At 42.8% G+C, this 14,522-nt stretch carries 18 protein-coding genes; 17 read left to right on the top strand and 1 reads right to left on the bottom strand.

Annotated features, from left to right (window positions below):
- The first annotated feature begins 105 nt into the window (after positions 1-105).
- The 14 genes from DWZ44_RS16040 to DWZ44_RS15975 all read left to right on the top strand — a co-directional run bounded on the left by DWZ44_RS16040 (position 106) and on the right by DWZ44_RS15975 (position 12,672).
- On the top strand, positions 106-264 hold the full coding sequence (locus tag DWZ44_RS16040) for a DUF3789 domain-containing protein (RefSeq protein ID WP_087203228.1): 159 nt from the start codon (positions 106-108) through the stop codon (positions 262-264).
- Entirely contained in the window at positions 227-568 is a 342-nt protein-coding gene (locus DWZ44_RS16035) for a plasmid mobilization protein (RefSeq protein ID WP_002594670.1), read from the top strand. Before DWZ44_RS16040 ends, DWZ44_RS16035 begins: the two co-directional genes overlap by 38 nt.
- On the top strand, positions 559-1,944 hold the full coding sequence (locus DWZ44_RS16030; RefSeq protein WP_117805320.1) for a relaxase/mobilization nuclease domain-containing protein: 1,386 nt from the start codon (positions 559-561) through the stop codon (positions 1,942-1,944). Before DWZ44_RS16035 ends, DWZ44_RS16030 begins: the two co-directional genes overlap by 10 nt.
- Positions 1,928-2,722 carry a PcfB family protein gene (locus tag DWZ44_RS16025; RefSeq protein WP_066517854.1) on the top strand — a complete coding sequence of 265 codons (795 nt, stop codon included), beginning with the start codon at positions 1,928-1,930 and terminating at the stop codon, positions 2,720-2,722. Before DWZ44_RS16030 ends, DWZ44_RS16025 begins: the two co-directional genes overlap by 17 nt.
- 6 nt (positions 2,723-2,728) lie before the next feature.
- Positions 2,729-3,613, top strand: coding sequence for an LtrC-like protein (locus DWZ44_RS16020; RefSeq protein WP_117805319.1), 885 nt, complete (start codon positions 2,729-2,731; stop codon positions 3,611-3,613).
- A 12-nt stretch (positions 3,614-3,625) separates the two neighbouring features.
- Positions 3,626-3,829, top strand: coding sequence for a hypothetical protein (locus tag DWZ44_RS16015; RefSeq protein ID WP_008789327.1), 204 nt, complete (start codon positions 3,626-3,628; stop codon positions 3,827-3,829).
- Positions 3,816-5,624, top strand: a complete 1,809-nt coding sequence (locus tag DWZ44_RS16010; RefSeq protein ID WP_117805318.1) for a VirD4-like conjugal transfer protein, CD1115 family — start codon at positions 3,816-3,818, stop codon at positions 5,622-5,624. The genes DWZ44_RS16015 and DWZ44_RS16010 overlap by 14 nt, the downstream gene beginning before the upstream one ends.
- Before the next feature lie 19 nt (positions 5,625-5,643).
- Positions 5,644-6,006, top strand: coding sequence for a hypothetical protein (locus DWZ44_RS16005; protein ID WP_015512775.1), 363 nt, complete (start codon positions 5,644-5,646; stop codon positions 6,004-6,006).
- Positions 6,007-6,079: 73 nt separating this feature from the next.
- Positions 6,080-6,916 carry a hypothetical protein gene (locus DWZ44_RS16000; RefSeq protein ID WP_002594677.1) on the top strand — a complete coding sequence of 279 codons (837 nt, stop codon included), beginning with the start codon at positions 6,080-6,082 and terminating at the stop codon, positions 6,914-6,916.
- A 135-nt stretch (positions 6,917-7,051) separates the two neighbouring features.
- Positions 7,052-7,417 carry a PrgI family protein gene (locus tag DWZ44_RS15995; RefSeq protein ID WP_015530025.1) on the top strand — a complete coding sequence of 122 codons (366 nt, stop codon included), beginning with the start codon at positions 7,052-7,054 and terminating at the stop codon, positions 7,415-7,417.
- Positions 7,410-9,740, top strand: a complete 2,331-nt coding sequence (locus DWZ44_RS15990; protein ID WP_002594681.1) for a VirB4-like conjugal transfer ATPase, CD1110 family — start codon at positions 7,410-7,412, stop codon at positions 9,738-9,740. Before DWZ44_RS15995 ends, DWZ44_RS15990 begins: the two co-directional genes overlap by 8 nt.
- Positions 9,741-9,753: 13 nt before the next feature.
- Positions 9,754-10,155: a DUF6075 family protein gene (locus DWZ44_RS15985; protein ID WP_002594682.1), complete on the top strand. Its 402-nt coding sequence runs from the start codon at positions 9,754-9,756 to the stop codon at positions 10,153-10,155.
- Positions 10,156-10,161: 6 nt separating this feature from the next.
- Positions 10,162-10,929, top strand: a complete 768-nt coding sequence (gene srtB, locus DWZ44_RS15980; protein ID WP_117805317.1) for a class B sortase — start codon at positions 10,162-10,164, stop codon at positions 10,927-10,929.
- Positions 10,930-10,968: 39 nt separating this feature from the next.
- A complete protein-coding gene (locus tag DWZ44_RS15975) occupies positions 10,969-12,672 on the top strand; it encodes a lysozyme family protein (RefSeq protein WP_117805316.1) in 1,704 nt (567 codons plus the stop codon).
- Positions 12,673-12,736: 64 nt separating this feature from the next.
- Here DWZ44_RS15975 and DWZ44_RS15970 read toward each other — a convergent pair whose 3' ends face one another.
- Positions 12,737-13,189: a hypothetical protein gene (locus tag DWZ44_RS15970; protein WP_008118497.1), complete on the bottom strand. Its 453-nt coding sequence runs from the start codon at positions 13,187-13,189 to the stop codon at positions 12,737-12,739.
- 226 nt (positions 13,190-13,415) lie between these two features.
- Between DWZ44_RS15970 and DWZ44_RS15965 the strand changes: the two genes are divergently transcribed.
- The 3 genes from DWZ44_RS15965 to DWZ44_RS15955 all read left to right on the top strand — a co-directional run bounded on the left by DWZ44_RS15965 (position 13,416) and on the right by DWZ44_RS15955 (position 14,516).
- Positions 13,416-13,751, top strand: coding sequence for a helix-turn-helix domain-containing protein (locus tag DWZ44_RS15965; RefSeq protein WP_002594686.1), 336 nt, complete (start codon positions 13,416-13,418; stop codon positions 13,749-13,751).
- 155 nt (positions 13,752-13,906) lie between these two features.
- A complete protein-coding gene (locus DWZ44_RS15960; RefSeq protein ID WP_002594687.1) occupies positions 13,907-14,122 on the top strand; it encodes a hypothetical protein in 216 nt (71 codons plus the stop codon).
- Positions 14,123-14,309: 187 nt separating this feature from the next.
- A complete protein-coding gene (locus tag DWZ44_RS15955) occupies positions 14,310-14,516 on the top strand; it encodes a helix-turn-helix domain-containing protein (protein ID WP_008789334.1) in 207 nt (68 codons plus the stop codon).
- The last annotated feature ends 6 nt before the right edge of the window (positions 14,517-14,522 follow it).

The following is a 14,522-nucleotide window of genomic DNA, read 5'->3' as shown; positions in this document are numbered from 1 at the left end:
TGTTTATTCTTAGCGAGCAGACCATTTGGATAAACACAGTTTCCCAAACGGTAAAAGGCTCGTTAGGGGTTGCCCCTAATACCCCGTGAGAAAGGAGAACTTGATTTGAGAGAGTTATTACTTATTGCCGCCGGAACACTGCTCGGCAGTTGTCTTGGCGTTACGATGATGTGCTTATTCCAGATTAACAAAGATTGCAGAGTAAAGAGAAAGGAAGATACCGATTATGAGAAAGAGAAACATTCAGAAGATTGTACGCTTTAACCGCAAGGAAGCACAGGATTTGGCAGCAAAGGCAAAGAAGGCTTGTCTTTCCGAAGCAGGACTTATCCGTTTACTTATCAGAGGTTACGAACCGAAAGAGAAACCCGATGACCGTTTCTATGATGTGATGAGGGAACTTTCCTCTATCGGTAATAACATCAATCAGCTTGCTGCCAAAGCGAATACACTTGGTTTCATTGACGCACCTATGCTGAAGAATGAAGCTGCAAAGTGGAATAAGTTCCAGTCAGAGATTGAGAGGACATATCTTCGTCCAAATCAGAGCGAAATGAAATGGCAGTAACAAAGTTGTGGTCGGTAACAGAAAGGCTCGGTCAGGTCATTGACTATGCAACCAATCCCGAAAAGACTTCTGCAAATATCAAAAGGGAGTTTTCACCGAAACAGTATCAGGCTCTTGCTGATGTTATTGCTTATGCAAAGGATGAAGAAAAAACAGAGCGAGAATTTTATGTTGAGGGTATCAACTGTAATGTGGCGATTGCCCGTGACCAGTTCATAACGGTTAAGGAACAGTACCAAAAGACAGATGGTATCCAAGCCTATCACGGATATTTGAGTTTCAAGGAAACAGATATATCTCCTGAGATGGCACAGAAAATCGGAATGGAATTTGCAAATGAAGTGTGGGGTAAAAGATTTCAGGTCGTTGTGACAACCCACCTGAACACAAAGCACCTGCATTGCCATTTTGTCATCAACTCTATTTCTTTTGTCGATGGCAAACATTTGTGGGGAGAGGAAAAAGCGTGGTTCAAATTCCGAAAAGTTGCAGACAGAATTTGTGAGAAGTACGGACTTTACTATGACCCGAATCCGAACCGCAGTAAGCAGTCGGATTATCTGACGATGAAAGAAAAGGCAGGTATGCCGACACGCTATTCGGTTGCAAAAGAAGCCATTGATTATGCTATCGACCATAGCAAGACCCTGAAAGAATTTCAGTTTGCTCTCAAGGAAATGGGATATGCCTATAACCTAAGTCCAAGCCGAAAATACTGGACGGTCATTCCAAAGGGATACGATAAACCGATACGACTGAAAAATCTCGGAGCAGATTATACCAATGACCGGATTGTAGAGCGTATCAAAGAAAATCGTGACAGATGGGCAGAGATTGAGCCGTTCCAGAGGGCGACTTATAAACCAAGACAGTACCGTATGCAGACCAGAGGGCAGAAGCTGAAAAAGAAAGGCGGACTTTATGGGCTGTATCTGTATTACTGTTACAGACTCGGTTATCTGCCAAAGTATAAGAAACAGAATAACGCAAGGCTTCATTATCTTTTGAAAGATGATTTGATGAAGCTCGATAAGATTACTGATGAAGTAAGGCTGCTCGGACGAGAAAATATTTCCACGGACGAACAGCTTTTTTCATATAAGACTTCCTTAGAGGAGCAGATGAAAAATCTGATTGCCGGAAGAACACATCTCCGAAAAAAGATAAGAACAAATATTGATGATGGTCAGCTTCAGGCGGCAAAAGATGAAATCGCTTCTATCAATGGAGAATTGAAAAAACTCCGACGGGAAGTAAAACTCTGCGAGGATATTGCGGAGAGGTCAAAGGTTATGGAAGAAAACCTTGAGCATATCGAAACAGAGGAACAAAAACAGCAGAGAAAGGAGAAATCACGCTATGAACAACGGTGGTGACGCAGCAGAGCAGGTCGTTAGGCTTTCGCTTGAAGGCTTTGAAGTTGCTGCAAGATTAAGCGGTTCGGCGGCGAAGAATATCGCATTGCTTTTGGTATCGGTTCTGAAGCAGGAACAAAAGACGAAGGGCAAAGCAAGGCTTACCAATATGATTAAGTCAGGCAAGGAGCTGAAAGTCTTTTCCATTCCGCAAAAGGATTTGAAGAAGTTTACCGAACAGGCAAAACGCTATGGCGTTCTTTATTGTGTCCTCAGAGATAAGAACACAAAGGGAGAGAACGCTCCGGTAGATATTATTGCAAGAGCAGAGGACGCTTCTAAAATTCAGCGTATCGTTGAAAGATTTGAACTTGGCAAGGTGGATAAGGCTTCGATTGTCAGTGAAGCAGAGAAGGCTATCGCAGACCGTGAAGCGGTTGAGAAAGAAAAGCCGACTAAATCCAAGAGTGAAATCATTATGGAAGAAGCGGTCAGAAATCCAATGCAGAAAGAGGAGCGAGCAAACGCAAACCCCTCAGTCGCCAAAACAGACAAAAGCCCTCTGTCAAGGCAAAACTCAGAGCCGGTAGAAACGCAATCTGATAAGGGTGTTGCAAAGCCAGTGGAAAAGCCATCGGTCAAAGAGAAACTTGACCGTTACAAGGCACAGGCAAAACAGCAAAAAGAAGCAGAGCGTAAAGAGCCGGAGGTTAAGAAAGGCGGCAAGAATCCGCAGCAGAAAAACGGTCAGACGGTACACCGTCAGCCGAAGAAGAAACCCAAAACAAAAGAGAGGTAATTCACTATGACAAATGATTTCAAACCCGCAAAGGCTGGCGGTAATCAGCCAAGATTATCCAAAGAGGAGTATGCAGAAAAGAAGCGAGCAGAAAAAGAAAAAGTCTATCAGATGATTGATGATGCTGCCCGTGAGATTGTGAGTGACCCTGAGAAGTTCAAGAACTTTCTTGATACGCAGAGTCGAATGGACAGATATTCCGCAGCAAATGCTCTCCTTATTTACAGTCAGTATCCGCAGGCGACACAGCTTAAAGATTTTGATGATTGGGGTAAGGACAATGTGAAGATTACCAAAGGGGCAAAGAGTATTTCTATCCTTGAACCAGTGGAATACACAAGAGCAGATGGTTCTCCGGGTATTTCCTACAATGTCAAAAAGGTATTTGATGTTACGCAGACAAATGGAAGAAAAGCTCCGGCAGTATCAGCAAACCGTGACCCGAAAGCACTTATCACGGCAATGCTTGATGTATCTCCGGTGGAGGTTGCGGCAACCGATGAACTTCCGTATCCGAATATGGCAGCTTTCTATAATAATGAAAAGCAGACCTTGTATGTGAAACGTAATGTGGGCGACAGCGTAGCAGTTGCTCAGTGTGTCGCTCAGGAACTTGGACACGCACAGCTTTCCATCAACAGCGAAAGTTACAGCCGCAGGGATATGGGCTTTCAGGCAGTGTGTATCGGATATATGATTTGCAAGAAGTATGGCGTAGATACACAGAATTTTGCAATTAACCGTATTCCGGAGGGACTGGCTTCCAAAGAGCCGAAAGAAATCCGTGCGGAGCTTTCCAAGACACGAAATGCAATGGCAGAAATTCACAGTCATATCTCTGATGAAATGTTCCGCAAGAAGCAGGAGCGTTCAAAGGACTATGAGAGATAACGGAGGGCAGATATGGAAAAAGAAAAACTCTACCACATTGCTTTGGACGATTATGAACACGGTGTTGTCATTCGCTCCTTAAACGATGAGAAAACAAAGTTGATGGAGGAAGGTAAGTCGGCAGACGCAGTAGACGACCTGCTTGTAAAAGTCGGAAATGCCCCATTGAAAAAGTTCAAAGTGATTGAAAGGAAACGCTCAGATGAAGCGAGATAATGACAGGCAGACTGCCATTATTTTATCCATTGTCGGTATCGTTCCGGTTATATGGCTGTCACTTCTGATTGCACCTTCCATAAGCGGAGGATTGCCGGAGATAGCAGCCAATCTTGCGACACTTTTTGATAATCCATTTTCCATAAAATTATGTGGGGACAGCTTAAAAACTGTCCTCATTTTGCTTTTATGCTATGGAATGGGTATCGGGATTTACTTTTCGACAAGAAAGAATTACCGCAGACGAGAAGAACACGGTTCTGCCAAATGGGGCAATGTCAGAGCCATTGATAAAAAGTACCGACAAAAGCCACTATCAGAAAATAAGCTGATGACTCAGAATGTGTGCATTGGACTTAATGCCAAGAAGCACAGACGAAATCTGAATACGCTTGTGTGCGGTGGCTCCGGTGCAGGTAAGACAAGATTTTATGCAAAGCCTAATATTATGAACGCTGCAAGAAACAGCTATGTGATATTAGACCCGAAAGGGGAAATCCTGCGAGATACGGGACATCTTCTTGAGAAGAAAGGTTACGAAGTGCGTGTGCTTGATTTGATTTCAATGGAGAAAAGCCATTGTTACAATCCTTTTGTTTATTTGCAGAATGACAATGATGTGCAGAAGCTCGTAACCAATCTTTTTAAGAGTACCACTCCGAAAGGTTCACAGAGCAATGACCCATTTTGGGATACGGCAGCGTCAATGCTTCTGCTTGCACTTGTATTTTATCTGCATTATGAAGCACCGCCGGAAGAACAGAATTTTGCAATGGTAATGGAAATGCTCAGAGCCGGGGCGATTGAGGACGAGGACGACCCAAGTCCTTCTCCGCTTGATAATCTGTTTTCAGATTTGATGATAGATAATCCTGACCACATTGCTTTGAAGTATTACCACTCTTATCATTCTGGTTCTTCCAAAACATTAAAATCCATACAGATAACCCTTGCAGCAAGGCTTGAAAAGTTCAACTTGGAGAGTCTTGCTGCTCTTACTTCTGCCGATGAACTGGATTTGCAGTCACTCGGAGAGAAAAAGGTGGCTCTGTTTGCACTGATACCGGATAACGACTCCAGTTTCAACTTCTTGGTATCCATTCTTTACACACAGCTCTTTCAGCAGTTGTTTTATGCAGCCGACCATATCCACGGCGGCTGTTTGCCGATGCCTGTTCATTTTATGATGGACGAATTTGCCAATGTTTCACTGCCGGACGACTTCGACAAGATACTGTCGGTTATGCGTTCCCGTGGGGTATCTGTAAGCATCATCTTACAGAACTTGGCACAGCTTAAAGCCTTGTTTGAAAAACAGTGGGAGAGCATTGTGGGTAACTGCGATGAATTTCTTTACCTTGGTGGAAATGAGCAGTCAACCCATAAATATGTGTCGGAGCTGTTGGGCAAGGAAACCATTGATACCAACACGTTCGGAAAGAGTACCGGAAGAAGCGGTAATTATTCCACCAACTATCAGATTAGCGGCAGAGAGTTACTTACCCCTGATGAGGTGCGTATGCTCGATAATCAGTACGCTATTTTATTCATCCGTGGGGAAAGACCCATTATGGATTTCAAATATGACATTATGAAACACCCGAATGTGGTACTTACCACAGACGGAAAGGCAAGTCCTTATAAGCACGGAGAAGTTACAAAAGATATTGCTTCGATTGCCATTTGGGACATTGACCCTGCAACACTTCCTGAAAAGGAAATGGAAGAAACGAACTGGGAACTTCTTTCCGATGAGGAGATGGAAGCTCTGTTCATAAACAATCAAACAAATTAAATTTTGGAGGTATTCAACTATGACTATTTTTAAGAAAAAAGCAACTGACATTCAGGAAACAAAGAAACTGCCTATGACCGGAAAGGTTAAGAAAGGCTTCCGTGCTTACTGCACAATGGTCATTGTCGGTGCGTTGGCACTTGGAATGACAACGACTGCATTTGCAGCGAATGACCCGCTTACCGTAGTCAATAATCTGTCCGACTTTATCTTCGGACTTATCCGTGCCATCGGTATGATTTTGCTTGGCTTTGGTATCGTGCAGGTCGGTCTTTCACTCAAATCTCACGACCCTTCTCAGAGAGCCAATGGCTTCCTGACTCTTGCGGGCGGTGTCATTATCACTTTTGCGAAAGAAATCCTTACTCTTATCACAGGCTAAGATAAGAGTTACACAGTTATCGAGGGGTGTGCCAAGTTAAGGGACACCCCTTAATTGTAAGGAGGTGCTTTGAATGAGTGATAACTGGGTAGTTCAAAATCTTGAAAATGCCCTTGAAACTTGGAATGAAAAACTGTCGGAAATATGGACACTCATCACAACTACACCGCAGAACTTTAAGGGCGGGAATATCTGGAAGGTTATCGTTGACATCAACGGTGCAGTTCAGGCTATCGGGCTTGCCTTGCTTGTATTGTTTTTTGTGATAGGTATGGTAAAGACCTGCGGAAGTTTTACAGATGTGAAGAAACCGGAACACGCACTGAAACTCTTTGTCCGTTTTGCACTGGCGAAAGGTGTCATCACATACGGAATGGAGCTTATGCTTGCACTATTTAATATTGTGCAGGGTACGATTTCAACCATTATGAATGCTGCCGGATTTGGAACTCCGGAACAGACGACCTTGCCCGCAGAGATGGTAACGACCATAGAGGATTGCGGATTTTTTGAGAGTATCCCTTTGTGGGCGGTAACGCTTATCGGAGGATTATTTATCACGGTGCTGTCGTTCATTCTGATAATGACGGTGTACGGAAGATTTTTCAAACTTTATATGTACACAGCACTTGCACCGATACCGCTTTCCACATTTGCAGGAGAACCGACACAGAATGTCGGCAAGAGTTTTATCAAGAGCTATTGTGCAGTTCTGCTTGAAGGGGCAGTCATCGTACTTGCTTGTATTATTTTCTCCGTATTTGCTTCATCGCCACCAGTAGTGAATCCTGACGCAGCAGCAGTTACGCAGGTGTGGGCATATATCGGGGAATTGGTATTTAATATGCTCGTTCTTGTCGGTGCAGTGAAAATGTCTGACCGTATTATCCGAGAGATGATGGGACTTTAAGGAGAGATTTTGAGATGAACCAAAGAGATTGTAAGAAATGTGTTTACTATGGCGGTAAACGGAAAGGCAAAGTCTTTTGCCTGAATGATAAATGCGTGAGGGAGAACGACCGAAACCGCAGGAAAGGAAACAGATATGGAAGTAAAAATTAACCGAGAAATCAGAAATTATACAGAGTCAATGTTTTTTGGACTGTCGTTCAGACAGTTCATTTTTTCTGTTCTCGCTTGTGGCGTTGCAGTAGGACTGTATTTCTTGCTCAGACCGTATGTTGGCACGGAAACCGTATCGTGGGTGTGCATTTTGGGTGCTGCCCCGTTTGCGGCACTTGGCTTTGTGAAGTACAACGGTATGACCGCAGAGAAAGCAATCTATGCGTGGATAAAGTCGGAGTTTTTGATGCCGAAGAAGCTGGTATTTCACTCCACCAATGTTTATTACGAACTGATGAAGCCAAGCATTGAACAGAAGCAGAAGGAGGTATTGAAGTCAAATGATTAAGACTCTTACAAATTTGTTTAAGCAGGATAAAGAAAAATTTGTTGTACCGAAAGGTGTGCAGGACGTGATTCCCGTAGTGGCTATCTTTGATGATGGCATTTTCAAAGTGGGAAAGGATAAGTATTCAAAGACTTATCGTTTTACGGACATTAACTATGCGGTGGCAAGCCGTGAGGATAAGGAAGCGATGTTCCTTGAATATTCCGAACTTCTGAACTCTCTTGACAGTGGTGCAACGACAAAAATCACAATCAATAACCGTCGGCTCAACAGACTGGATTTTGAACAGACAATCCTTATTCCGACAACCGGAGATAATCTGGACGAGTATCGAGAGGAATATAACAAAATGCTTCTTGATAAGGCAACGGGTGCAAACTCCATTGTTCAGGATAAGTATATTACCATTTCCATCAATAAAAAGAGTGTAGAGGACGCAAGAACTTATTTTGCCCGTGTCGGTGCAGATTTGATTGCTCACTTCGGCAGACTTGGAAGTAAGTGCGTGGAACTGGAAACAGACGAGAGACTTCGTATTTTCCACGACTTTTATCGTGTGGGAGAGGAAAGCTCTTTCCACTTTGATATTAAGGAAACAAGAAAAAAGGGACACGATTTTAAGGATTATATCTGCCCTGACACAATGGAATTTGAAAAGGACTATTTCAAGATGGGAAACCGTTATGGAAGAGTTCTTTTTTTGCGTGAGTATGCGTCCTATATCAAAGACAGTATGGTAGCGGAACTTACGGATATGAACAGAAATCTGATGATGTCCATTGATATTGTTCCCGTTCCGACTGATGAAGCAGTAAAGGAAGCAGAGAACCGTCTGCTTGGCGTGGAAACCAATATTACGAACTGGCAGCGTAGACAGAATGCAAATAATAACTTCTCTGCAACTGTTCCGTATGATATGGAGCAGCAGAAGAAAGAAATGAAAGAGTTCCTCGATGACCTTACAACCCGTGACCAGAGAATGATGTTCGCCGTTATCACGATGGTTATTACAGCAGACAGTAAGGAACAGCTTGAGAATGATACGGAAGCATTGCTTACCACAGCAAGAAAACATCTTTGCCAGTTTGCAACACTGAGATTTCAGCAGGTAGATGGACTCAACACGGTAATGCCGTTTGGAACAAGAAAGATTGACGCTTTCAGAACACTTACCACAGAGAGTCTTTCGGTATTTATCCCATTCAGGGTGCAGGATATTTTCCACGAAAACGGTATCTATTACGGTCAGAATGTTATCAGCAAAAATATGATTATCGCAGACCGTAAGCAGCTTTTGAATGGTAACTCCTTTATTCTCGGTGTATCCGGTGGTGGTAAGTCGTTTGCAGCAAAGGGAGAAATCATCAATCAGGTTCTTTCTTCAGACGCAGATATTATTATCATCGACCCTGAGCGAGAGTATTCACAGCTTGTCAATGCGATGGGCGGAGAGGTCATCAATATTTCTGCTACTTCCGACAATCACATCAATGCAATGGATATGAATAAGGATTACGGCGACGGTGCAAACCCTGTCATTCTGAAATCCGAGTTCATTATGTCCCTTTGTGAACAGCTTATCGGCGGAACAAATCTCGGAGCAAAGCAGAAGTCTATCATTGACCGTTGCACGGCAAGTGTGTACCGCAGTTATCAGCAGAATGACTATCAGGGACATATACCGACCTTGCAGGATTTCAGGGCAGAACTTTTGCAGCAGGACGAACCGGAAGCAAAGGAACTGGCACTTGCTATTGAGCTTTTTACGCATGGTTCTCTGAACACTTTTGCAAAGCAGACGAATGTGGATACCAATAACCGCCTTATCTGCTATGACATTCTTGACTTGGGTAAACAGCTTATGCCGATTGGTATGCTTGTTGTCCTTGACTCTATTCTGAACCGTATCACACAGAACCGTGCAAAGGGTAAGAACACCTTTATCTTCATTGATGAAATTTATCTTCTGTTCCAGCACGAATACTCTGCAAACTTCCTCTTTACCTTGTGGAAGCGTGTGAGAAAATACGGTGCATACGCAAGTGGAATAACCCAGAACGTCGATGACCTTTTGCAGAGCCACACAGCAAGAACAATGCTTGCAAACTCAGAGTTCATTATTATGCTGAATCAGGCTTCCACAGACAGGCTTGAGCTTGCAAAACTTCTGAATATTTCCGACCTTCAGATGTCCTATATCACGAATGTGGAAGCAGGACACGGACTTATCAAGGTGGGAAGTTCGCTTGTACCGTTTGCAAACAAATTCCCTAAGAACACGAAACTTTATAAACTGATGACGACTAAGCCAGGCGAAGCGTAAGGAGGGATTTACAATGTCTAAAATTCAATTTCGCAATGCTGCACACAGAGATTTTGTATTGGAAAATCTGGATAAGTGCAAAGTCAACGACTGCTATCACAGAGCATTTTTCTATGTGATGGGTATTTCAGAAGAAACGAGAATGAACATCGGAAAGATGTTTGATTTCAAGAGGGACTGCATCATACCGGAAGGTATGCACGGCGGTTGGCAGACAAGTGGCACAGTCAAGGTCTGCCACCTTGCCTTTAATCTCTGGAATGGATTCACAGAAGAAGGCAGGGAAAACCTCTATACACCGGAGGAACTGTTCTGTTGTGGATATGCTCCGTATTTTATGGAGGGTATCAAATTGAGGTATCCGGAGTATTGCAGGGATTTGACCCCGCCTAAGAGAAACGATATGGAAAGGTAAGAGAAAATGAGCAGAAAAATCTATATTATTATTGCGGTGGTGCTTACAGTAGTGTTATCTGTAAGCACCTTCTTTATTATCCGCAATCACATTGATTCTGCCAAGCAGAGTGAAGTCTATGATAACCTTGCGGAGATTGTGGAGGACGAGCCGCCAAAGGAAAATGAGGGCGTGACGTTTTCGGAAGATAAGGACTATCTTGCAGAATATCTTGAACTCTATCGGCAGAATGAGGATATGGTGGGGTGGATAAAGGTTGAGGATACCAATATCAACTATCCGGTAGTGCAGTCTGTAAATGAGCCGAACTTCTACCTGAAGCACAAGTTTGATAAGACCTATTCTGCTTATGGCTGCCCGTATGTGCAGGAAAATTGTGATGTGCAGAAACCATCAGACAACATCATTATATACGGACACCATATGAATGACGGTTCGATGTTTACGGGACTGATGAAGTACAGAAACAAGAGCTTTTGGGAAGAACATAAGGCTATTACTTTTGATACACTGACGGACAGACACCAGTATGAAGTGATTGCAGTCTTTAAGACGGTTGTTTATACAAACAGCTCCGACAGCTTTAAGTATTATGAGTTTACGGACGCAGAAAATGCGGCAGAGTTTGATGCGTATGTTGCTAAGTGCAAGGAACTTTCTTTGTATGATACCGGAGTATCGGCAGAGTATGGCGACAAGCTGATTTCTCTTTCTACTTGTGAATATTCAAGAAACAATGGCAGGCTTGTTGTTGTCGCTAAGAGAGTGGATTAACCCCCACTCTCTATTATTTTTCGAGAAAGGAGGAAACCGATGGCTGATATAAAAACAAGAGATACAAGCAAAGGTACAATCAAGACCATAAATAAGGCAGCAGTTGCCACGGAGCGAATGAAGAAAGCCTATGTGATGACGAAAGATAAGGCAGAACATTCCACCAATGCTTCGGAAAATTCCGCAGAGGAATATGCTTCCGATAAAATCGAAGCGGCAACGGATAGGGCTGTTCACGAAACTGCATACCGTGCGGATAAAGTCGGCAGATGGGGTGTGCGTGAAACAAGGCAGAATTATCAGAAAGCCAAAACGGGAATTGAGAATTTCAAGACCAAGCGTGCAGAGAAACAGCTTCAGAAACAATCGGTCAATCCTGTCGGAAAACAGAGCATCCGAACTCTGGAGCGTACGGAGAAAACAATTAAACAGTCTGCAAGGTCGGCAGGAAATACGACAGTCAAGACCGTATCGAAAGGTGCAACCAATACTGTTCAAAGGTCGGTCAAGACCGCAGAACAAACGGCAAAGACTTCTATTAAGACCACCAAAGAAGCTGCCATTTTAGCACAGAAAACAGCAAAAACAACAGCCAAAGCAACACAGAAAGCGGCTCAGACGGCAAAGAAAGCGGCGAAAGCCACAGCAGATACCGTTAAAGCCACAGCGAAAGCTACTGTTGCGACAGTCAAAGCGATTATTGCAGGGACAAAAGCACTTGTAGCAGCAATCGCCGCAGGCGGTTGGATAGCGGTTCTGATTATTATGATTGTCGTGCTGTTTGGTGCTGCCGTAGCAATGTTTGGAGGAGGAAGTGACAGTAATTCCTATACTCCGGTAAGTGCAGAGGTAGAAGCCTATGAACCCATCATACAGAAGTATGCCAAAGAGTACGGCATTCCTGAGTATGTGGAACTTATCAAGGCGGTTATGATGCAGGAAAGCGGTGGCAGAGGACTTGACCCTATGCAGGCAGCAGAGGGAAGTTTCAATACAAGGTATCCGCACGAACCTAATGGAATTAAAGACCCTGAATATTCTATCCAGTGTGGAGTTCAGGAATTGAAAGCGGCTCTTACTTCGGCAGAAGTGGAAAGTCCGATAGATATGGAGCATATCAAACTTGCCTTGCAAGGCTACAACTTCGGTAATGGGTATATTTCTTGGGCAAAAACAAAGTATGGCGGTTATTCTTATGCCAATGCAGTGGAGTTTTCCACTCAGCAGGCACAAAGGCTTGGTTGGGACAGTTATGGAGATACCCAATATCCGGCTCACGTTCTGAGATACTATCCGTATGGGCGAGCCTTTACTGCCGGAGGTAATCAGGCGATTGTTGAGGTTGCCTTGACACAGCTAGGCAATCAGGGCGGACAACCTTACTGGAGCTGGTACGGCTTTAATAGTCGAGTGGAATGGTGTGCCTGCTTCGTATCTTGGTGTGCTGACAAATGCGGGTATATTGAAAGCGGACTTGTTCCGAAATTTGCAGGTTGCGTGGATGGTGCAAACTGGTTTAAGTCAAATGGAAAATGGCAAGACCGCACTTATGAACCAAAGGTAGGAGATATTATCTTCTTTGATTGGGAAGGCGACGGTACAACAGACCACGTTGGTATCGTAGAGAAGTGTGAGAATGGCACAGTTTATACCGTAGAGGGCAACTCAGGCGACGCCTGCAAGCAAAGACAGTACGCAGTCGGAAGCAGCAATATCTATGGATACGGTATTCCGGCATATTAAAAATTCCAGACGGTGTCTGGAAAATTGAAAAGATGGCTGCTCAGTTGAGTAGCCATCGGGTACATTATGAGAAATCAGTTGTTTCTCTGTTATTCAGGAAAATATGGTGTGTGTGATAAGTGAAGCTGAAAAGCATATCGGCATTTTCTTTACTGCCGTCTAAAAAGGAAATATCATCGGCAAGGATAAAAAGAATTGCTAACAGCTTCTTGATATATCCAGTGTAGCAGGCATAATCTACATAGATGTTGGCGATATATCCCTCGGCAAATTCTATCAGGTCAGCGTCAATTTCAAAGCTATTGGATAGTTCGTAAACGGTTTTGATAAATTTATCCTTGTCAGCAATTCGCTCTTTACTTGGAACACTTCTGCGGTTCTTCTGTATGAATTTCAAAAAATCATCAGCTTCCGTAAAGTCAGGAGTGATTGTGTTGCCAGTTCCCAAATCTGTTTTGTAATCCTCAAATTTCTCTTTTTCAAACCGATTACTGAATATTATCTTTTGTTCGTCCATTCCTTTTTACCCCTAAGTTTCTTCTATGGAGATTGTTTAACTTGGCTCTTGGGTTGTGATTTGTCTTTCGCCATTAACAATCGTGAATTACTACTTTTGTAGTATAACATAAAAATAGTTGGGGATCATCACTAATAGTTGGTTTAACTTCCTTTGGGTGCGTGTGATTTGAAATCGACTTAACCTATACTATTAGTTATGGAAACACACTAAGGGAGGTGATGTGATGAAGCTCGATACAATCGGCAAGAATATAAGAAAGTTCCGACTTGCGAGGAAATTACGCCAAGAAGATTTGGCTGAGAAAACAGATTTGACAACAAATTATATTGGTATGGTTGAGCGTGGAGAGAAAATTCCGTCACTCGAAACTTTCATAAAAATAGTAAATGCTTTAGGTGTATCATCAGATATGGTTCTTACAGATGTTCTGGAAACGGGATATACGGTCAAGAACTCTATGCTGAATGAGAAGCTTGAAAAACTTGCTCCTGAAGATAGAAACAGAATTTATGAAGTCATAGATACACTTGTGAAGCAGTCAAAGCAAATACTTCCATAAAACACAGAAGTTCGTCCTAATCGACGAGCTTTCTTTTTTTCAGTATAAAAAATTTCAGCTATCGACAAATTTTTCGGGACTTCGACAGAGCAAATATGCTATAACAACAACTGTCAGTGATAGATACATACTAATAGAGATAGGAGGAAGTAGAAGTGAACGACATTTTCAGACAAATAGCAAAAGAAAATGGAACAACCGAAAAAGCAGTAAAAGAGGAAATGCAGTTTGCCATTCGGGAAGCAATGAAAAGTGCTGAACCGGAAGCAATCGCTTTTTGGAAAGCAGTTGCACCGGACGGAAAAGAGCCGCCTATAGAAAAGGTCATAGCAATGATTGCATTGAATGTTAATAATAGAATGTATAATTGAGGTGCTTCGGCATCTCTTTTTTATTATTCTTTAAAAGAGTCGTATTAGGTGTTTGTAAAAAGTGACACCTTGTCGGATAGGAGTTGCGAATAAATCCCTATATCTTGAAAAAATAGATTATTCATAGTATAATGTCAAATGAGTAACTGTAACCAAAAGGAACGGAGAATACGAAGGAGCGTTACAGATGAGAATAAGCTACAACAAACTTCAAAAACTTATGATTGATAATCAAATGAAAAGACAAGATTTAATGCGTGCTGCGGAGATTTCATCGTCTGTTGCAACAAAATTAAATAAGAATGAAACAGTATCCCTTGATGTGCTTATGAGAATTTGCAAAGTATTTCATTGTGATATTGGCGATGTATGTGAAGTCATATTAGACGAATGATATGAG

It is taken from the genome of Blautia sp. AF32-4BH, from assembly GCF_003460565.1.
In the GTDB taxonomy this organism is placed as follows: domain Bacteria; phylum Bacillota; class Clostridia; order Lachnospirales; family Lachnospiraceae; genus Fusicatenibacter; species Fusicatenibacter saccharivorans.
The sequence above is the reverse complement of the archived record's forward strand: the minus strand, read 5'-3'. Positions and strand labels throughout refer to the sequence as shown.

Excerpts from the sequence above, each read along its gene's own strand:
- DWZ44_RS16035 (WP_002594670.1), top strand. The coding sequence starts at position 227 with ATGAGAAAGAGAAACATTCAGAAGATTGTACGCTTTAACCGCAAGGAA.
- DWZ44_RS16030 (WP_117805320.1), top strand. The coding sequence starts at position 559 with ATGGCAGTAACAAAGTTGTGGTCGGTAACAGAAAGGCTCGGTCAGGTC.
- DWZ44_RS16025 (WP_066517854.1), top strand. The coding sequence starts at position 1,928 with ATGAACAACGGTGGTGACGCAGCAGAGCAGGTCGTTAGGCTTTCGCTT.
- DWZ44_RS16020 (WP_117805319.1), top strand. The coding sequence starts at position 2,729 with ATGACAAATGATTTCAAACCCGCAAAGGCTGGCGGTAATCAGCCAAGA.
- DWZ44_RS16015 (WP_008789327.1), top strand. The coding sequence starts at position 3,626 with ATGGAAAAAGAAAAACTCTACCACATTGCTTTGGACGATTATGAACAC.
- DWZ44_RS16010 (WP_117805318.1), top strand. The coding sequence starts at position 3,816 with ATGAAGCGAGATAATGACAGGCAGACTGCCATTATTTTATCCATTGTC.
- DWZ44_RS16005 (WP_015512775.1), top strand. The coding sequence starts at position 5,644 with ATGACTATTTTTAAGAAAAAAGCAACTGACATTCAGGAAACAAAGAAA.
- DWZ44_RS16000 (WP_002594677.1), top strand. The coding sequence starts at position 6,080 with ATGAGTGATAACTGGGTAGTTCAAAATCTTGAAAATGCCCTTGAAACT.
- DWZ44_RS15995 (WP_015530025.1), top strand. The coding sequence starts at position 7,052 with ATGGAAGTAAAAATTAACCGAGAAATCAGAAATTATACAGAGTCAATG.
- DWZ44_RS15990 (WP_002594681.1), top strand. The coding sequence starts at position 7,410 with ATGATTAAGACTCTTACAAATTTGTTTAAGCAGGATAAAGAAAAATTT.
- DWZ44_RS15985 (WP_002594682.1), top strand. The coding sequence starts at position 9,754 with ATGTCTAAAATTCAATTTCGCAATGCTGCACACAGAGATTTTGTATTG.
- srtB (WP_117805317.1), top strand. The coding sequence starts at position 10,162 with ATGAGCAGAAAAATCTATATTATTATTGCGGTGGTGCTTACAGTAGTG.
- DWZ44_RS15975 (WP_117805316.1), top strand. The coding sequence starts at position 10,969 with ATGGCTGATATAAAAACAAGAGATACAAGCAAAGGTACAATCAAGACC.
- DWZ44_RS15970 (WP_008118497.1), bottom strand. The coding sequence starts at position 13,189 with ATGGACGAACAAAAGATAATATTCAGTAATCGGTTTGAAAAAGAGAAA.
- DWZ44_RS15965 (WP_002594686.1), top strand. The coding sequence starts at position 13,416 with ATGAAGCTCGATACAATCGGCAAGAATATAAGAAAGTTCCGACTTGCG.
- DWZ44_RS15955 (WP_008789334.1), top strand. The coding sequence starts at position 14,310 with ATGAGAATAAGCTACAACAAACTTCAAAAACTTATGATTGATAATCAA.